Below are 18,494 nucleotides of genomic sequence, written 5' to 3' on the forward strand. Positions count from 1 at the left end.
GAAGGATGTGTGGCATGAATTTTCACCGTATGCGCTACCTGGGGGCCTTGTTTGTCACTTTCGTGGTCAGCCAGTCTGTTTTGCGCCTGGTCTTGTTTTTGAGCAGTTTTGACAGTGTTTCCCTAAGGGTGGGGGAGGTGGCAAAGACCTTCGCCCTGGGGCTGGGCTATGATGCCTGCTCAGCGCTCTTTTTTGTGCTGCCGCCAGCACTATTGCTGCTCATCCTGCCCACTTCCTGGCTGAACAGGAAATGGGGGCGGGGGCTGGTGCTGGGGGCGGGATTCCTGATGAATTTCCTGCTGGCCTTTTCCTCTGCTTCCCTGTTTTTCTTTTGGCAGGAATTTCACACGAATTTCAACTTCATTGCGGTGGATTACCTCATCTACACCACGGAAATGCTGGGCAACATAGTTGAAGCCTATCCCGTGGGGGTGATTATCCCGGTTCTCCTGCTGGCAGCGGGAGGGCTGGCCTGGTGGCAGGCCAAATACCTGCAGCCGCCCTTTCGGCAGAAGGAGCCCCGGCGGCTGGCGCTGGAAGGGCTGCTCATCCTGCTCATTCTGACTCTGGTCACTACGAACACCAGGGATGACTGGCGGGAAAAGGTCAGCCCAAACCAGTACAATATCGAATTATCCGGCAATGGGCCTTATGGTTTTGTGCACGCCTTTTTTGCCAATGAGCTGGACTATCATCAATTCTATCCCGAAGAAGACCGCAGCCTGACGCTTTTTCGCCTGCGGCAGCTGCTGGCGGCCCCCAATGCCTCTTATGTAGAAGATGATGGCATAAGGCGCCGGGTGGAAAATGACAACGGACTTAGTATGAAAAAGCCCCATATCGTCTTCATTACCGTGGAGAGCCTGAGCTCTGATTACTGCGGGGCCTTTGGCGGTGCAAAGTCCTATACCCCCCATCTGGATGAGCTGGCGGGGGAGTCCTTTATCTTTACCCGCATGTACGCCACAGGTACCCGTACCGTGCGGGGGCTGGAGGCCCTCAGCCTTTCGGTGCCTCCCACGCCGGGACAATCCATCCTGAGGCGGCCGGGGACGGAAAACCTCTCCACCCTGGGTGAGGCATTGCGGCAGAACGGCTATGCCAGGGACTTTGTCTACGGCGGCTATGGCTATTTTGACAATATGAATGGCTTTTTCTCCGGCAATGGCTACACCATCCGGGACAGGGTGGATATACCACAGGAAGAGGTCATACAAGAAACCGCCTGGGGGGTGGCAGATGAAGTGCTTTTCACTCAGGTGATGAAGGCGCTGGACGAGCACGAGGCCAGGGGGGAACGGGCGCTGGAAATGGTCATGACCACCACCAATCACAGCCCCTACACCTTCCCCGAGGGGCGTGTGGATGCCCCGCAGGGGGTGCGGGAATCTGCCGTCCTCTACACGGACTGGGCCATCTGGGATTTCCTCCAGCGGGCCAGGGAGATGCCTTGGTTTGACCATACGGTTTTCGTGATCGTGGCCGACCATCAGTCCCGGGCTGCCGGCAAGGCAGAGCTTCCCATCAGCCGCTACCACATTCCCTGCCTTATCTACGCCCCCGGTCTGATAGAGCCGGGGCAGACAGACCGACTTATCAGCCAGATGGACCTGGCGCCCACCCTGCTGGGGCTGCTGGGGATTTCCTATGAAGCCTCCTTTATGGGCCGGGATATATTCCACAGCCCGGAGTCGGGGGACAGGGCCTTCATCAGCACCTATCAGAGCATGGGCTATGTGAAGGGGGACAAGCTGATTATCCTGAAGCCGGGGAAGCATTCGGAAACTTACGGGATAGAGGATTTCGAGCAAAGCCGCTACCGCACCCTGCCCCGGGATGAGGCGCTGGAACAGGAAGCCATCACCTGGTATCAGGGTGCCAGCGATTTATTTGCAGGGGGCAAGCTGAAAGGGGGGAAATAAGTGAAGCCGGCGCCAGGAGCAAAGCGGGAAACATTTGTCTCGATCTGACGTGTGATGGCATCGCCATCAGAGGAAAATACCCGCAGTTCATGACGTGGCTTGGCTCCGCCTTCCAGCAGGGCATCCACATAGAGGAAGCTGCGCCCGTCCGACAGGCTTACCAGGATGGGGCGAATATCCTTGGCAGGCTTATCCTGATAGTGCAGAGGACCAAAGTTCAGATAGGGGCCGGAATCCGTTTGGTAAATGCCGACGGCGGCCCCTTTTCCATTGGTCAGGAGAGTGCGTACTGGCAGGCCTGGCATCAGTTCAATGGCGTAGGAGGCGGGACCGCGGCGGTATTTTTCCTTGAAAAGCTCCGGATATTCGTCAAAGAGGATGGTGGTGCAGTAAATGCCAGCCCGCACAGGTCCAAGCCCCGGCGGATTGAAGTAGAAAGTGGCGCCCCGGGGCTCCAGGGTCCAGGTGCCCACCCCCTCATTGCCTTCGGCAACGTAGGTGCCGCCGTGATGGGAGGTTATGAGATTGTCACCTTCCTGCAGGCAGTGAAAGACAGCGGACTCCAGATTATCACCGAAGGGGGCAGCTGTGTAGTCCCGGCGCAATTGTGTTGCGATGGCAGAAGCCAGCCCTTCAGCATCGGTGAACACATCAGGCAGGGTGATATATTTGCCGCTCTCCGTGTCGATGTTTCGCCCATAGACACTATGCAAGTCGCCTGCCAGGGAGGGTCCTCCTTCATGGATGAGGTTGCGCTCCAAGAAACTTACCGCTACTGTATCTGCCCGGCGGACAAACAGCTCCCTCTCCCGGAAGAATACCCCATCTGCTGGCAATCCGTCGGCCAGCCGCTGCTCATGTATCTGGGCAGCTTTTTTTATGTAGTTGGTCATGCCGTAGTGGTGGGAGAGAGTCTGTTCAGAACTATGGGAGCTCAGCCGTCCACCGAGCAGGCCGTAAGTATGGATATAGCTTCGCAGATGGAGAGAGGCATGGCTCAGGCAGATATCAAGCTCCCCCGTATCAGTCCGGGGGCCAACGCGCTCCACATGGCGCTCAAGCACCAAAGGCAGAACGCTCTCATCAGCATAAGCATCCGCCGCCTCAGCGCAGGGCAGGAGCAGGAGGAAAAGGAGAGCGAAGGATAGAATTGTATTGACAGGAAACATATCGTCACCTCCGTAGATGAATAATGGGCTTTGCCCCTATATTCGTGTCATTGCAACTTGTTTCCTGCCAGCAGTTCTGCTCAGTTTGCCTTCACTTTTGCATGATAGTTAGTAGTTGTGCAGAAATAGCAAAGGCGGCCCGCCGTGGCCGCCTTTTTGTGGTTACATGGATTTGGGGAGTTCCGTCTCCTCCGGGTCGTCGAACCCCAGCAGCCAGGTAGCTGCGAAGCCGGCGGCGTAGCTGGCCACCAGGCCTAAGAGGTACACGGGGATGTTGTTCACCGTGGGGGCAAGGGGCAGGCCGGAGATGCCTATGGCGCCTGCGCCAACTGCGGCTCCGGCTTCGATGGCGCCTCCTACGGTGGCTCCCAGGCAGGCACCCAGGAAGGGCTTGCCCAAGGGGAGGGTCACGCCGTAGATGAGGGGTTCGCCTACGCCCATCATGCCTACTGGCAGGGCTGAGAGAATGGTTTTCTTGAGGAATTTGTTCTTGGTATTGAAATAGATGGCGATGGCTGCCCCTACCTGGCCAGCCCCGGCCATGGCCAGTACGGGCAGGAGGATGGTGACACCGTATTGTTCCAGCAGGGCCACATGGATGGGGGTGAAGACCTGATGGACACCCATCATCACCATGGGCAGCCAGATGCCGGCCAGGATGGCTCCTACGGGGGCACCGCCGTCTGTGATGGAGGCGGTGGCGGCCTGGCCGATGGCGGAGGCGATGGCACCGCCGATGGGCTGGAATACCAGCACGGCGGCCAGGCCCGAGAGCAGCAGGGTCAGGCAGGGGGTGACGAAGAGGTCAAGCATTTCCGGCACCAGCTTGTGAAGCCGCTTTTCAATAAATACTGCCAAAGCTGCTATCAGTATCACGGAAATAATGCCGCCCCTGCCCGGCAGCAGTTCGTTGCCGAAAAGCTCGATGCCCTTGAGCCCCGGGTGGCTGACAAAGGCGGCCAGGGCACCGCCCAAAATGGGGGTGCCGCCGAAGACTTTGGCGGCCTGCCAGCCTACGAAGAGGTTCATGCCCCAGAAGATGGCGCCGCCCAGGGTTGCCAGGGTCTGCCAGAGGGGGGAGGCAGTGAGGCTGGGGTCAATCTTGGCGGCGATGGCCAGGATGCCTGTCAGGAGACCGCAGCCTATGAAGGCGGGGATCAGGGGCAGGAAGATGCTGGCGATTTTCTTGAAGAAAGCCTTGACTGGGGTGTTGTTCTTCTGGCGTATTTCTTCATGGAGGGCTTTGCCGTCCCCGATGGCGGGACGGGCGGGCTCTTGCTTGATTTGCTCCAGCAGGGCATTGGTTACTGCCAGTGCTTTGCCTGGGCCAAGGATGACCTGGAGTTCCTGTTCCATGAGATTGGTGCCCAGGACGCCGGGGACACGTTTCATGGCTTCCTGGTCGGCGATCTTCGTGTCTTTCAGCAGAAAGCGCAGGCGGGTCATGCAGTTGTAGGCGGATTCCACATTGGCGGGGCCGCCGGCCAGGTCGTAGAGGATTTTTGCTAGTTCTGAGTTGGATAGGTTTTTGTTCATAGGTATAGGTGAGTCCTTTCTGTAGCAAGCGATGCTAAGGCGTTCTAAGGCGTTCGGGGCAGGGGCATGGCAACGCTTCACTTGGAATTTTTCCATAGAATCTAAGCTCCCGCTGCGCTTTGCTCTGCTTTGCAGAGCGAAGCTTGCGCTCACTAAGATTTATGGAAAAATTCCACACGTTCCGCTTATGCCATGCCCCTGTCCCTCACTTACGTTAGCTGGGTTAGAGGGTTTCTGCGAACTTCCTGCCGTATTCTCTGCATTCTTCCAATTTGTCTTCGTCTGGCTGCCAGGCGCAGCGCAGGCCCTCATTGACTAAGGCGAACCCGCTCTTTTCCAGATATTCGCTCAGCTGTTTTACAGCTTCGCCGCTCCAGCCGTAGCTGCCGAAGGCGGCGGCTTTTTTCTGCTTGAATTTCAGGCCCTTGATCATTTCCAGGATACCGGCGATGGAGTAGAGATAGCCATTGTTCACGGTGGAGGAGCCTATGAGGATGGCTTTTGACTTGAAAACCTCTGTGCAGATTTCTGTTTTATCGTCTACGGCGGCGTTGTAGAGCTTCACGGTTGTTTCAGGAGCCGCTTCCCTGATGCCTTCGGCAATGCACTCGGCCATGCGGCGGGTGGCGTTCCACATGCTGTCGTAGATGAGGGTCACCTGGTTCTCCTGATAGGCGGCTGCCCATTTGGCATAGGCTTCCACGATTTGGGCAGGATTGTCCTTCCAGATAACACCGTGGCTGGGGCAGATGAGCTGCAGGGGCAGGTCCAGTTTCTGGATTTCTGCCAGCTTGCGGGCCACCATGGGGCTGAAGGGGTTGAGGATATTGGCGTAGTATTTGACAGCTTCTGCCCAAAGCTCTCCCTGGTCGGCCGCATCGTTATACAGGCTCTCAGTGGCATAGTGCTGGCCGAAGCCGTCGTTGCTGAAGAGGATGTTTTCACCGGTGAGATAGGTGAACATGGTGTCGGGCCAGTGGAGCATGGGTGCCTCTATAAAGATAAGCTCGGCAGCCCCCAGGCTCAGCCTGTCACCGGTCTTGACGTTGACGAAGTTCCAGTCTGCGTGGTAATGGCCCCGGATGATTTCCTCACCCTTCCTGGTGCAGTAGATGGGGGTATCGGGGATCTCCCGCATGAGCGCGGGCAGGGCGCCGCTGTGGTCTATCTCGTTATGGTTCATTATTATATAGTCGATAGAGGAAAGGTCAACCTCACGCTTGAGGTTTGCCACGAATTCCTCGTCAAAGGGTTTCCAGACGGTATCTATGAGGGCGGTCTTTTCGTCCCTTATTAAATAGGAATTGTAAGAGGAACCTTTGCGGGTGGTGAATTCGTGTCCGTGGAACTCCTCCAGTTCCCAGTCAATCTTGCCAACCCAGGTGACTTTATCGGTAATCTTGCGTGCCATATCTATTCCTCCTGACTGTAAATTACTGTGTTTATTTTTCTCAATTCGACATAAAAATAGAAATACCTTTAGACTGAAAAATCCAAACTATGCAAATATGCAATGATAATTATACAAGGTATTATGTATACTTATAGAAAAATGCTTCCCCCTAATTGACAAGAGTTTACATAGTTTCTATAATAATACTTACGTTGTAACGAAAAATCCGCGTGCGAAGGACTTAGATTCCTTTGGTACGGATTCTATGTAAATTTTGTATTGGAAAGGGAGTCCATTATGTGCAGAATAGGGTCAATCAAAAGCAAGGTACCCATCCAGCCTTCCAAGGCACTTCATCTGATGCTGCCTCAGCAGGAGGGGCATGACAATTCCGGCTTTGCCATGGTGATGCAGGATCTTTACGGAATCTTCTCCGGCTACAAAGACAAGCCTTTGCTTTCCCTGGCCTGCACCCAGAAGGGCGCTCAGCTGGTGGAGGACTACATGGATGCCCATAACTTTGTCCAGCTGGCAGAGTGGATTCCCATCCCTGACAAGCGTCCGGGCCTGGATATCAAGGCTATGCCTTATTACATCTTCCGCAACTACGATTACCCCGAGGATGCAGAGCGCATGAGCGACAGGGAGAAGGCAGACCTGCTGCTGGACACCCGCCTGGCTCTGAGGAAAATCCTTGAGGAGAACAATGCTGGTTTTGTCTATTCCTTCTGGCCGGATGTGCTGACCCTGAAGGAAATCGGCGACCCCAGGGATATCGCCACCTACTTCCACCTTTGGGAGGACAATGGCTGCCTGGCTGCCAAGAGCATCGTGGCCCAGTGCCGCCAGAATACCAACTACGACATCGTGCGCTATGCGGCTCACCCCTTCTTCCTGCAGGGCTACACCCTCTGCGCCAATGGCGAGAATACCTTCTATACCAAGAACAAGGAGTTCCAGGCCAGCCTGCACCGGGGCTACATCGGCTTTGAGTCCGATTCCCAGTGCTTCCTGAATACCCTTCACTATGTGCATCATGAATTGCAGTGGCCTCTGGAGTACTACAAGCATGTTATCACGCCGCTGCCCTTTGAGGAAATCCAGCAGCGGGAGGACAAAGAGGTATTGCTGGAAATCCGCCAGTCTCTGGCAAACCTGGAAATCAACGGGCCCAATACGGTCATCGGCGTACTGCCGGACGGCCGCATGATGACCTGCTGCGATTCCAAGAAGCTGCGCCCGGTGGTGGTGGGCCGCACCGATACCATGGTGGCCATTTCATCCGAGGTCTGCGGCATCAATGAAATCATGCCTGAGCGGGATGAGTCTTTGGATATCTATCCCAACGAGAGGGAAATCGTGCTCATTGACAACAATCTGGAGGTAACGAGATGCAAGCAGTAAGGACTCAGGATGTGAGTGTCAATGACCTCACTTGGAAGATAGAATATCACGCAGAGCGCTGTACCATGTGCGGCAGCTGCGTGGCAGGATGCTCCTTCAAGGCCATCAAGGTGGAGGTGCAGTCCCAGTCCCTGACGGTGTCTGAGGCAGGTGTGCCTACGCCGAAGCACAGCTTCGTGGCCCGCCCCATTATCAAGCAGGTGGCCAGCCTTACGGATTTCTGCCGTGGCTGCGGCATGTGCGAGAAAATCTGCCCCAACAACGCCATCCGCCCGGTGCGGAATCCCGATACTCGCAAGACCCTGCTTTCCAAGGACAGCGGCCCGGTGAAGCGGGGCGGCCGCACCAATCTCAACGCCCAGCGCACCTTGGATTCCATCGTGGTAGGCCGCATTTCCCAGATGACTGACCCGTCGCTGGATGCCGCCCGCCATACCTTCGACATCCGCTCCCCCTTTGGCCGGGTGTTGTCTGCCAAAGACCTGCCCCTGAAGGTGGAAAATGGCAAGCTGGTGCCTGCAGGCACGACCCCACCTGTGCATTGGATTTATCCCTTGATTTTCTCGGATATGTCCATCGGTGCCCTGTCCACCCGTGCCTGGGAGGCTGTGGCTCTGGCCGTTGGCTATCTGAACGAGAAATGCGGCCTGCCGGTGCGCATGAGCTCCGGTGAGGGCGGCATGCCGGGTAACCTCCTGAAAAGCGATTACCTCAAATACTTCATCATACAGATTGCTTCCGGTCACTTCGGCTGGAACCGCATCATCAAGGCCATGCCCCACATGGTGACTGACCCTGCGGGCATCCTCATCAAGATTGGCCAGGGTGCCAAGCCCGGCGACGGCGGCCTCCTGCCCAGCGCCAAAGTGGCAGAGCATGTGCAGGCCATCCGCGGCGTGCCGAAAGCCACCCTGGCTTCCCCGCCGAACCATCAGGGCCTCTACTCCATCGAGGAATCTGTGCAGAAGATGCACCTTTCCATGAGCGCGGCTTTCGGTTTCCGGGTGCCGGTAGGCATCAAGTGCGCGGCTTCCGCCACTTCCGTGTCCGTCTACAACAACCTGCTCCGTGACCCCTACCGGGTTTGCGGCGGCTTCTTCCTGGACGGCATCCAGGGCGGCACCGGCGCAGCTAACGAGATTTCTCTGGATCACACGGGCCATCCTGTGGTGTCCAAGATTCGCGACTGCTATCTGGCAGCCGTGAAGCAGGGCCTCCAGGGGCAGATTCCCCTCTACGGCGGCGGCGGTATAGGCATGACCGGCGATGCGGCAGCAGATGCCTTCAAGATGATGTGCCTGGGCGCCAACGGCGTGTTCGTTGGCAAGGTCCTTATTCAGCTGCTAGGCTGCGTGGGCAACGAGCAGGGCCGCTGCAATTCCTGCAACACGGGCAAGTGCCCCACGGGTATCTGCACCCAGGATCCGCGCCTGGTGAAGCGGCTGGATGTGGACAAGGGAGCCCAGAAGATCGTGGATTATGTGCTGGCCTTCGATACGGAGCTGAAGAAGCTCATGGCGCCCATCGGCAACAGCTCCCTGCCTATCGGCAGAAGCGACGCGCTGGTGTCTACGGACAAGGCCGTGGCAGAGAAGCTGGGGCTGCAGTACGTTTGCTGAGTTTTGCCTGTTGAGGCGTTCAGGGCGAGGGCATAGCAACGCTTCACTTGGACTCCGGCCTGCGGCCAGATTCCACACGTTCCGCTTATGCTATACCCTCTCCCCTCACTTACGTGAGCATTGCTGATGGGGGAGTAGGGAGCTGGCAAAAGCGAAGCGTAAGGGTTGTTGGCGTCAAGAAAATATTTTTTGCATTCGTCCAACCCTGTGCACGCAGAATACGTTCAACCGAAGGGCGTTGTTCTGCGTGCGCAGGATTAATTAAAGGCAAAAAATATTTTTAGCCAACTATCCGTGCGTAGCGTTGCCAGCCCCCTGCTCCCCGGAGGGCAACTTATCAAAGAGCCGTTCTTCGTATTTGGAGGTTAGCGAAATGTTTAAGATAGATACAATGCAGGGACATGAGCGCATGTCCACCCAGGACCTGCTGCTGAAGATAGAAGCGGCGGTCAGGGCTGGGGAAACTGATTTTGACATCAAGGCTTCCGGCCAGCATGATATCGGCGGCCCCCTCTGGCATCCCCAGGGGAAGAAGCTGAAATTCCATGTGACTAATGCCGGTCAGCGCGTGGGCTCCATGGCCCTGCCGGGGACGGAAATCCTGGTGGAAGAATCCGCCTCTGCTGATGTGGGCTGGCTGAACGCCGGCGGCATCATTACCGTCCGGGGCGACGCAGGCGATACGGCAGGCCATTGCTCCTCCGGCGGCAAGATCTTCATCGGCGGCCGGGGCGGCACCCGTACCGGCTCTCTCATGAAGCATGACCCGGTGTATGAGGAGCCTGAGCTTTGGATTTTGAAGAACGTGGGTTCCTTCTCCTTCGAGTTCATGGGCGGCGGCAAGGCTGTGGTCTGCGGCTATGACTGCGCTGACTTCCCCTCCGTGCTGGGAGAGCGTCCCTGCGTGGGCATGGTGGGCGGTACTGTCTATGTGCGCGGCCCGGTGCCGGCTCTGCCGAAAGACATGGTCTCCACGGAGCTTGCTCAGGAGGATATCGATTTCCTCTCCGGCGGTATGCAGGACTTCCTGTTGCGGGTAGGCCATGAGGACCTGCTGGCTGAGCTGTCCGAATGGAGCGAGTGGAAGAAACTCCGTCCCCTCACCTTTGAGGAAAAGACTACCAATGCTCCCAAGAAGCAGTCCATGCAGGACTTCCGCCTGCACGATTGGGTGAAGGGCGGCATCTTCGCCGATGTGTGCCACGATGATTTCGAGGTGCACAATACCCTGTCCACGGGCCTTTACCGCCTGCGGATTCCCTCCTGGGACAATGCGAAATTTGCAGCTCCCTGCGAATTCTCCTGCCCCACGGGCATTCCCACCCAGCAGCGCTACAATCTCATCCGTCAGGGCAAGCTGGACGAGGCTTTCCAGCTGGAACTGAAGTACACGCCGTTCCCGGGTTCTGTCTGCGGCTCTGTCTGCCCCAACCCTTGTATGGAAGGCTGTACCCGTGGTACCATTGATACGCCTATCCAGATTGGCGATTTGGGCTACAAGAGCGCTTTCCTGCCTGCTCCCAAGGCTGCAGAGGCCACGGGCAAGAAGGTGGCCGTGGTGGGCGGCGGCGTGGCCGGCCTCTCTGCTGCCTGGCAGCTGGCCTTGAAGGGTCACAGCGTCACGGTGTACGATGAAGCTGAGCGCATGGGCGGCAAGCTGGAGCAGGTCATCCCCCGTGGACGCCTGTCCCATGAGCTGCTGGAAGCAGAGCTGAAGCGCATCCAGTCCCTGGGCGTTGAGTTCGTCACTTCTTGCAAGGTTGATAAAGAGAAGTTCGCCCAGCTGCGCAATGAGAATGACGCAGTAGTGGTGGCTGCCGGCGGCACCAAGTCCCGCTTCTTCCCCTGGGAGGGCAAGGAGCTTCTGACCATGGGCCTTGAGTATTTGAAGGCCATCAACCGCGGCGAGAAGCCCCTCACGGGCAAGCGCGTGGTTGTCATCGGTGCCGGCAACTCCGGCATGGATACCTGCCGCGGCGCCTATGAGATGGGAGCCGAGTCCGTGGTGGCAGTGGATGTGCAGAAGCCCGCTGCCTTCAAGGAGGAAATCGACTACATCGAAGGTCTGGGCGGCAAGCTGGTCTGGCCCTTCTTCACTGAGAAAATCACCAAAGAGGGCGTTTATGGCAAGGGCGGCCAGTTCATTCCTGCTGACCAGGTCATCGTCTCCATCGGTGAGGAGCCGGAACTGGACTTCCTGCCTGAGAATGAGGGCATCGAGTTCTTCCGGGGCAGCTGGGTGGTGCCTAAGGCTGATATGAGCCTTGCCAAGGGCGTCTTCACCGCCGGCGATACCATCAAGCCCGGCCGCCTCACTGATGCCATCGGCAGCGGCAGGAAGGCCGCCTGGTATGTTGACCAGTATTTGGCTGGCAGCGAAACCGTGCCCTTCCCGGAGAAGGCCAAGATTCCCGCTGAGCGCCTTTCCAAGGCTTACTTCGACAAGTGCCATCACTGCGCTCTGGGCGATGCGGCTGAGGACCACGCCCGCTGCGTCAGCTGCGGCACCTGCCGTGACTGCAAGATGTGCCTGGAATCCTGCCCGGAGAAGGCCATCACCCGCGTGGAGAAAGAAGACGGCAGCTGGGAATACGTCTCCGATCCGGAGAAGTGCATCGGCTGCGGCGTCTGCGCCGGTGTCTGCCCCTGCGGCGTCTGGAGCATAGAGGACAATCCGGAGGAAATCAAGATGTACTCCACCGGGGCCGGAGCGTAAAACTGAAATATTGAAGATGAGGGAAACCGTGCCAGTCTGGTGCGGTTTCCTTTTTCTGATGGAAGGATTATTGCTGCCTTATGTCGAAGTACCACCTTTGAAGAATTCCAACCAGGAAAGGGTGTGGCAGCATGGAAGGTAAACTGAAGAATTGTCCCTATTGCCATAAGGTCTTTGTGGACTATGGAGAGGGCTGCTGTCCCGCCTGCAGGGAAAAGCAGGATGCTGAGCGGCAGGTTGTGCGTGACTATCTCAAGGCCAATCCCGGGGCAGATATGATGACCCTGGCCAGGGAAACCGGCCTTTCTGGCAAAGTTCTCAAACGCATGAGCAAGGAAGGATTTTTGGGAGAACGCAGGGCAATCTTTGCCCATCCTTGTCGGGGCTGTGGAAAGACCATCGACGAGGGACTTTTCTGCAAGGCTTGCATTGCCACCTTTGCCAAAAAGCGGGCGGATCTGGCTTCCCGGCGTCTCACCGATAACCTGCGGGGGAGCAGGAAGGATGGCAATGGCAGGCGAGAGGCTGATGGCAAGTTCCTGGCCAAAACCTACAACAAATACAAGGACACCAGCGGCAAGCCCATCCTCAAGAGTGACCGCCTGAAGCAGAAACGCCGCGAGAGTGGCGGAGGCTTCTACAGCAGAGGCGACATATTTTGAGATTTTAGTTGGCATAACAGATGAAGTCGTTCAGGACAGGGAGCATGGCAACGCTTCATTTGAAATTTTTCCTGTGGAAAAATTTCACACGTTCCGCTTATGTCATGCCCCTGTCCTGAACTTGTCTAAATACAAAGAGGCCCCCGGCAATGTGCCGGGGGCCTTGAAGTTCGTATGGGGGTGATTCTTACTTGATGCCTGCACCATCGAGAGCGCCGCGGACGCTCTTGGCTGCTGCATGGAGCTTCTCAAGCTCTGCATCGGTGAGGTGCACCTCGAAGGAGCGCATGATACCAGTGGAGCAGATCATGCGGGGAATGGAGAGGGCCACATCGTGGAGGCCATACTCGCCTTCCATGACTGCGGAGCAGGGCAGGATGGTGTGCTCATCGTACAGCACAGCCTTGATGAAGCGGCAAGCTGCCATGGCAATACCAGTGTTGGTGAAGCCCTTCTTGTTGATGACGTCGTAAGCGACCTGCACCAGCTCGTTCTCCACAGCCTGCTTATCCAGCTTGTCGGTGTGGTGGAAGTACTCATCCAGGTGCTCCAGCTCGAAGCCTGCGCAGCCGGTGGTGGACCATGCTACGAAAGCGCTGTTGCCGTGCTCACCGAGAACATAGCCGTTGATGTTCTTCGGATCCACCTGGTACTTGTCAGCCAGGATGCGGCGGAAACGATAGGTTTCCAGCATGGTGCCGGTGCCCAGGATGAGGTTGCGGGGATAATCGAACTGAGTGGAAACAACATAAGTTGCCACATCAAGCGGGTTGGTGATCATGATGATCATGGCTTCCTTCGTGTACTTCACGATCTCGCCCATGACGGAGCTCATGATCTTGGCGTTGGTGCCAGCCAGCTTCAGGCGGTCCGGAGTCTCGCCCGGGCGGATGGAGGGACCAGCGGTGATGACGATGATGTTTGCATCACGGCAGTCCTCATAGGTGCCGAGGTGGAACTTGATGTTGGTGCTGTAGACGCAGGAAGTGGCATGGCTGGAGTCCTTAGCCTCGCCCCAAGCCTTGTCCTCGTTGAGGTCGATGAGAGCTACCTCAGTAGCCAGCTGGAAATCAGCGATCTTGTTGGCTACGGCGGAACCTACATTGCTGGCACCGATGACAACGATTTTTCTTCTGTTGTTCATTTTTCAAAAACCCCCTGTAACATAGAAGTGCAACCCGGAAGTCCCGAGCCGCACAGTAAAACCGACCAGGTTATTTTTGTGGTGGACCGGGCCGGTTTGTGAAAAATATCATTAGAATCTAGTTCAATCCTACCATCGTAAAGAATAGTTGTCAATGCGGTGAAAAATAGAAATTAAAGCGGTTTTTTTTAGACAATTTAGAGTAGTGCGTGTAAAGCTGTTTTTCCGTGAAGTTTTGCTGAAAAGTGTTGTATAGAAAGGTGTTTTAGGTTATTATATAGCATGGTTTAATACCTAGTGATAAATACGTAAGTTTCATATATAGTAAGGGGTAGTTTTTATGTTTGGCATGAATATGGATATCGGCATCGATCTGGGCACGGCAAACGTGCTGGTTTATGTGAAGGGCAAGGGCATCGTGCTCCGCGAGCCTTCTGTGGTGGCAGTGGACAGGGACAGCAACAAGGTGCTGGCCATCGGCGAGGAGGCACGCCGCATGATTGGGCGCACGCCGGGCAATATCGTGGCTATCCGCCCCTTGCGGGAAGGTGTCATCGCTGACTATGACATCACCGAGACCATGCTCAGGCACTTCATTGAGAAGGTTGTGGGCAGGAGCTTCGTCTTCCGTCCCCGCATCATGATCTGCATTCCCTCCGGCGTCACCATGGTGGAGCAGAGGGCCGTGCAGGAGGCAGCTGAGCAGGCAGGGGCCCGCCACACCCAGCTTATCGAGGAGCCTCTGGCAGCAGCTCTCGGTGCCGGTCTGGATATTTCCGAGCCTTACGGCTCCATGGTGGTGGATATCGGCGGCGGCACCACAGATATCGCTGTGATTTCCCTGGGGGGCATCGTCCAGAGTGCCAGCCTGCGCATTGCTGGTGACAGGTTCGACACTGACATCATCGCCTATGTGAAGAAAGAGTTCAACCTCATGATTGGCGAGCGTACCGCCGAGAACATCAAGATGGAGGTGGGCGCGGCTTTTGCCGATGCCCGCAATGAGGTCATGGACATTCGCGGCCGCGATTTGCTTTCCGGCCTGCCCAAGACTGTGCAGATCAATACGACTCAGGCCCATGAGGCTGTCTGCCAGTCCGTTACCTCCATTGTGGACTGTGTGAAAAAGGTGCTGGAGGATACGCCGCCTGAACTGGCTGCAGATATCATGGACCGTGGCATCGTGCTTACCGGCGGCGGTGCCATGCTCTACGGCCTCGATGAGCTTATACGCCGCGAGACTCAGATTCCCGCGGCCCTGGCTACGGATGCCATGAGCTGCGTGGCATTGGGCTGCGGCAAGGCCCTGGATGCCTTCTCCCGCTTTGACGGCAAAGCCATGAATACCCGTTTTTCCAAATAAATAAGTTTAATCCTCTCGTAAGGAACTGTTCATAAATAAATTTTAGATTTGACTTGTCTAAATCTCCATAGGCATCGTTGTCGTCAGTCGACATAGCACCACCCTAAAGGACTAGCTTCGCGTCGCTATGTCTCCTTCCTCCGCCTTGCCTATGAAGATTTATCCTGCGTCCTATCTTAAATTTTATTTATTGCCAGTTCCTAAGAGAGGGTTTTTTGTTTTGATGGCGAAGTATAGAATTAACTTGAGGTATCGCCTTCAATAATTAGCATAATTTTGCAAAAAAGATGATAAATCCTGTATGGAGGTAAGGCTTATGTGGCGTGGACTTTATACGGCTGCCTCGGGCATGATCACCGAGATGAAGCGCACGGATACCCTGGCCAACAATCTGGCCAATGCCAATACTGCAGGCTACAAGCGGGACGAAGCTATCAACATGGAATTTGAGCCCATGCTGATCCGTCGCATCAATGACGGTACGGACAGGGGAAATGTCACCACTTTCAAGCAGTTCCACGTGGGCGACAACCTGCCCAGAGTGGGCACCCTGGGGCTGGGTTCTTATATTGACGAGATTGCCACAGACCACAGCCAGGGGGGCTTCCAGACCACGGGCAATCCCCTTGATTTGGGCATTTCCGGGGATGGCTACTTCGCTGTGGATACGCCCCAGGGGGTGCGCTATACCAGGAACGGAAGCTTTTTCCGCAGCAGCACCGGGGAGCTGCAGACGGTGAACGGGCAGAGAGTCCGGGGGCAGGGAGGCGCCGCCATCATCATTCCCCGCAATGCCATACAGGTGAACGTCACCCCGGAGGGGGAGTTTTCTGCCATGGTGGACGGTCAGCGGCAGGTTCTGGGGCGGCTGGAATTCGTGAGCTTCGGCCCTGACCCCAGGGCGGTGCTGAAGCAGGGGGAGAGCCTCTACTTCCCCCAGGAAGGGGCCCAGCCCCAGCCAGCCACGGGCACCATTGAGCAGGGTGTGCTGGAGGTTTCCAATACACAGGTGGTGTCGGAGATGGTGGCGCTCATCAATAACTACCGGGTGTACGAAGCTGGTTCCAAGGCTGTGACAACTCAGGATACGCTGCTTGAAAAGGCCGTCAATGAAGTTGCTACTGTTTCCGGATAATCGCTTAAGAAAATGAGGGTTTCCTCCGATATAACGAGTACAAGATGTCCCCCACTTCCATAAGTGGGGGCGGCAAACTACTAACAGGCGGCGCGCTAATATCTCCCGCCTCGTTGAAAGGCCAAGAGGAAGTTTTGCCTACGGCAAAACTGGAACAATGGCCTTATAATTCAGAGAATGCATTTAAAAATGGAGGGATGTTCCTATGATGAGATCTCTTTGGTCGGCTGCCTCCGGCATGATCGCCCAACAGACAAATATGGATGTCATTTCCAACAATATCGCCAACGTCAACGATTATGGTGGCAAGAAGGTCAGGGCTGAGTTCCAGGATCTGCTCTACCAGACTGTCCGCGAGGCAGGGGCCACCTCCGGGGCTGATGCCCAGTATCCCACGGGCAAGCAGATAGGCTTGGGCACCCGGGTAGCTGCCACCCAGCGGGTCTTTACCCAGGGGCCGCTCCAGACCACGGATGTACCTACGGATGTAGGCATACAGGGGGAGGGCTTCTTCCGCATCACGCTGCCGGATGGCACCACGGCTTACACCCGTGACGGAAGCTTTAAGCTGGATTCAAACCGTCGCATGGTGACTACTGATGGTTATCCTATTGCAGACGGCATCACTTTTGATCAGACCTCTCCTGCGGATTCCATCGTCATTGCCGGAGACGGCACCGTCAGCGAGACTCCTGCGGGGGGCACAACCCAGCAGGTGGGGCAGATTGTGCTGGCCCGTTTCGTGAATCCCGCCGGCCTCACTGCTATCGGCAAGAATCTCTTCATCGTCTCCGATGCTTCAGGCGAGGCAATTGAGAGCAATCCCGGTGAGCAGGGGGCAGGAACCCTCACCCAGGGTACATTGGAGATGAGCAATGTGCAGATAGTTGAGGAAATGGTGCACATGATCATTTCCCAGCGTGCCTATGAATCCAATTCCAAGGCGGTCACCACTTCCGACTCCATGCTGGAGATCGCCAATGGCTTGAAGCGTTGATAAAGTGCAAGGGGAGGAGAGCCGTGACGGCCCTCCTCTCAGGCGCTTTTATGGCGCTTGTGCTCCTGGCCGTGACAGGTTTTCCCGGCTTGGGCTGGTCGGAGCCCATGAAGGCGGAAGCTTATGGTCCGGGGCTGCAGGCAGACTCCTTTCCTCAGTTGATTCCCTCCGAGCAGTTTGCCGCCCTGGCGGCAGAAAAGCTGGAGGAGAGGCTGTCTTCCATTGGCGAGAACCGTCGCCACGAGCTGAAGCTCCTGCGCTCTCCCCAGCCTATGCGGCTGCCGGAGGGGGAGGTCACTTGCGAGGTGCAGCTGCCCAAAATTGTGAGCTACGGTCTCAGCACGCCTGTGAATATGCTGGTGTATGTGAATGGAAAGCTCTTTCGCCGCACCGTCTGCTATTACAAGGTGCTGGTGTATGAGCAGGTGCTGCTGGTGACCCGCGACCTGGGCCTTGAGCAGCCTTTCACCGCCGCCGATGTGCGGGCGGAGGAAAGGGAGGTGGAGGCCTCCTCTGCGGCCTATTTCCACAGTATTGATGAGGTTATTGGCAAGGTGCCTGCCCGGGTGCTGAAGGCAGGCCAGGTGCTCCGCCGCAATATGGTGCAGATGCCGGTGGCGGTGGAGGTGGGCACGCCCGTGGATATTCTGGTGGATGTGAACGGCATACAGGTGAAGGCCGAGGGCATTGCCCTGCAAAAGGGGCGCATCGGCGCCTATATCAAGGTGAAGAATGCCCGCTCCGGCAAATTCCTGCGGGCCAAGGTCATAGATGCCCATACAGTACAGATATAGCAGCGAAGGGGGAAGGCAAATGAGCACAAGGCATTTGTTGCATAGATGGGGAGTTCTTGCTCTGGTATTGAGCATCTTCAGTGTTTCTTTCTTCGGCCTGGCAGACAGGGCAGAGGCCAAGTCTCTCTGGTCGGATAAGCCCGGCATTGACCGGGGCAGGTTTGCAGACCGCAAGGCCTGTGCAGTGGGAGATATCGTGACCATTGTCATCAGTGAGTCCACTACTCTCAGCACTGCCAAGAACACAGCCAATTCCAAGAATGGTTCTGTCGGCATCCAGGCAGGTGTGGGCATCTTCGACTTCTTGAAGGCTGCTTCTGCCAGCGGCAACGATTCCTTCTCCGCCAAGGGCAGCGCCACTGCCACCAACAGGGCGCTGGCCAATGTGACGGTGACGGTGACGGAGATGTTCCCCAATGGCAATATGGTGCTGGAGGGCACCCAGTCTATCTGGCAGAACAAGGACGAGCACAAGATAACCTTCCGGGGCATCTGCCGTCAGGATGATATCCTGGCCAACAATACCATTCCTTCCACCAAGATAGCAGATGCTACCGTGCGCTTTGACGGCAAGGGCCCCTTGAACGCCAAGCAGCGTCAGGGCATCTTGACCCAGATTTTCAATATCCTCTTCTGATGG

Annotated in this window: 14 protein-coding genes; 10 read left to right on the forward strand and 4 right to left on the reverse strand. The window is 56.5% G+C overall.

Features of this window, described 5'->3' with window-relative positions; all coding sequences use genetic code 11:
* Positions 1-14 precede the first annotated feature (14 nt).
* Positions 15-1,922, forward strand: a complete 1,908-nt coding sequence (locus P159_RS0107235; protein WP_185753659.1) for an LTA synthase family protein — start codon at positions 15-17, stop codon at positions 1,920-1,922.
* Here P159_RS0107235 and P159_RS0107240 read toward each other — a convergent pair.
* From P159_RS0107240 to P159_RS0107250, 3 genes are all read right to left on the reverse strand, one after another.
* Positions 1,871-3,091, reverse strand: a complete 1,221-nt coding sequence (locus P159_RS0107240) for a hypothetical protein (protein ID WP_029542802.1) — start codon at positions 3,089-3,091, stop codon at positions 1,871-1,873. The two genes, P159_RS0107235 and P159_RS0107240, sit on opposite strands and share 52 nt — an antisense overlap.
* Positions 3,092-3,253: 162 nt before the next feature.
* Positions 3,254-4,627, reverse strand: a complete 1,374-nt coding sequence (locus P159_RS0107245) for a PTS transporter subunit EIIC (protein WP_029542804.1) — start codon at positions 4,625-4,627, stop codon at positions 3,254-3,256.
* A gap of 223 nt (positions 4,628-4,850) precedes the next feature.
* Entirely contained in the window at positions 4,851-6,038 is a 1,188-nt protein-coding gene (locus tag P159_RS0107250) for an anaerobic nitric oxide reductase flavorubredoxin (RefSeq protein ID WP_029542806.1), read from the reverse strand.
* A gap of 279 nt (positions 6,039-6,317) precedes the next feature.
* On the opposite strand from P159_RS0107250, the gene P159_RS0107255 reads away from it, so the two are divergent.
* From P159_RS0107255 to P159_RS0107270, 4 genes are all read left to right on the forward strand, one after another.
* Entirely contained in the window at positions 6,318-7,424 is a 1,107-nt protein-coding gene (locus P159_RS0107255) for a glutamate synthase (RefSeq protein WP_029542808.1), read from the forward strand.
* Positions 7,412-9,043, forward strand: coding sequence for a glutamate synthase-related protein (locus tag P159_RS0107260; protein WP_029542810.1), 1,632 nt, complete (start codon positions 7,412-7,414; stop codon positions 9,041-9,043). The genes P159_RS0107255 and P159_RS0107260 overlap by 13 nt, the downstream gene beginning before the upstream one ends.
* 373 nt (positions 9,044-9,416) lie before the next feature.
* Positions 9,417-11,759 (forward strand): FAD-dependent oxidoreductase, encoded by a 2,343-nt coding sequence (locus P159_RS0107265; protein WP_029542812.1) that lies wholly within the window; start codon positions 9,417-9,419, stop codon positions 11,757-11,759.
* Between the two features lie 131 nt (positions 11,760-11,890).
* Positions 11,891-12,421, forward strand: a complete 531-nt coding sequence (locus tag P159_RS0107270; RefSeq protein ID WP_029542814.1) for a hypothetical protein — start codon at positions 11,891-11,893, stop codon at positions 12,419-12,421.
* Between the two features lie 187 nt (positions 12,422-12,608).
* On the opposite strand, the gene P159_RS0107275 is transcribed toward P159_RS0107270, so the two are convergent.
* The gene (locus P159_RS0107275; RefSeq protein ID WP_029542815.1) at positions 12,609-13,565 is read right to left on the reverse strand and encodes an L-lactate dehydrogenase; all 957 of its coding nucleotides are present in this window, start codon (positions 13,563-13,565) and stop codon (positions 12,609-12,611) included.
* Between the two features lie 340 nt (positions 13,566-13,905).
* Here P159_RS0107275 and P159_RS0107280 point away from each other — a divergent pair, with 340 nt between their 5' ends.
* The 5 genes from P159_RS0107280 (at position 13,906) to P159_RS0107300 (ending at position 18,491) form a co-directional block, all read left to right on the forward strand.
* The gene (locus P159_RS0107280; protein WP_029542817.1) at positions 13,906-14,928 is read left to right on the forward strand and encodes a rod shape-determining protein; all 1,023 of its coding nucleotides are present in this window, start codon (positions 13,906-13,908) and stop codon (positions 14,926-14,928) included.
* A gap of 316 nt (positions 14,929-15,244) precedes the next feature.
* Entirely contained in the window at positions 15,245-16,063 is an 819-nt protein-coding gene (locus P159_RS0107285) for a flagellar hook-basal body protein (RefSeq protein WP_029542819.1), read from the forward strand.
* Positions 16,064-16,268: 205 nt separating this feature from the next.
* Positions 16,269-17,060, forward strand: a complete 792-nt coding sequence (gene flgG, locus P159_RS0107290) for a flagellar basal-body rod protein FlgG (protein ID WP_029542820.1) — start codon at positions 16,269-16,271, stop codon at positions 17,058-17,060.
* Positions 17,061-17,083: 23 nt separating this feature from the next.
* Complete coding sequence (gene flgA / locus P159_RS0107295; protein ID WP_051650214.1) at positions 17,084-17,854, forward strand: flagellar basal body P-ring formation chaperone FlgA; 771 nt, start codon at positions 17,084-17,086, stop codon at positions 17,852-17,854.
* Between the two features lie 19 nt (positions 17,855-17,873).
* Positions 17,874-18,491, forward strand: a complete 618-nt coding sequence (locus P159_RS0107300) for a flagellar basal body L-ring protein FlgH (protein WP_029542824.1) — start codon at positions 17,874-17,876, stop codon at positions 18,489-18,491.
* Positions 18,492-18,494 lie beyond the last annotated feature (3 nt).

It is taken from the genome of Selenomonas sp. AB3002, assembly GCF_000702545.1.
GTDB classification, from domain to species: domain Bacteria; phylum Bacillota; class Negativicutes; order Selenomonadales; family Selenomonadaceae; genus Selenomonas_B; species Selenomonas_B ruminantium_A.

Excerpts from the sequence above, each read along its gene's own strand:
- P159_RS0107235 (WP_185753659.1), top strand. The coding sequence starts at position 15 with ATGAATTTTCACCGTATGCGCTACCTGGGGGCCTTGTTTGTCACTTTC.
- P159_RS0107240 (WP_029542802.1), bottom strand. The coding sequence starts at position 3,091 with ATGTTTCCTGTCAATACAATTCTATCCTTCGCTCTCCTTTTCCTCCTG.
- P159_RS0107245 (WP_029542804.1), bottom strand. The coding sequence starts at position 4,627 with ATGAACAAAAACCTATCCAACTCAGAACTAGCAAAAATCCTCTACGAC.
- P159_RS0107250 (WP_029542806.1), bottom strand. The coding sequence starts at position 6,038 with ATGGCACGCAAGATTACCGATAAAGTCACCTGGGTTGGCAAGATTGAC.
- P159_RS0107255 (WP_029542808.1), top strand. The coding sequence starts at position 6,318 with ATGTGCAGAATAGGGTCAATCAAAAGCAAGGTACCCATCCAGCCTTCC.
- P159_RS0107260 (WP_029542810.1), top strand. The coding sequence starts at position 7,412 with ATGCAAGCAGTAAGGACTCAGGATGTGAGTGTCAATGACCTCACTTGG.
- P159_RS0107265 (WP_029542812.1), top strand. The coding sequence starts at position 9,417 with ATGTTTAAGATAGATACAATGCAGGGACATGAGCGCATGTCCACCCAG.
- P159_RS0107270 (WP_029542814.1), top strand. The coding sequence starts at position 11,891 with ATGGAAGGTAAACTGAAGAATTGTCCCTATTGCCATAAGGTCTTTGTG.
- P159_RS0107275 (WP_029542815.1), bottom strand. The coding sequence starts at position 13,565 with ATGAACAACAGAAGAAAAATCGTTGTCATCGGTGCCAGCAATGTAGGT.
- P159_RS0107280 (WP_029542817.1), top strand. The coding sequence starts at position 13,906 with ATGTTTGGCATGAATATGGATATCGGCATCGATCTGGGCACGGCAAAC.
- P159_RS0107285 (WP_029542819.1), top strand. The coding sequence starts at position 15,245 with ATGTGGCGTGGACTTTATACGGCTGCCTCGGGCATGATCACCGAGATG.
- flgG (WP_029542820.1), top strand. The coding sequence starts at position 16,269 with ATGATGAGATCTCTTTGGTCGGCTGCCTCCGGCATGATCGCCCAACAG.
- P159_RS0107300 (WP_029542824.1), top strand. The coding sequence starts at position 17,874 with ATGAGCACAAGGCATTTGTTGCATAGATGGGGAGTTCTTGCTCTGGTA.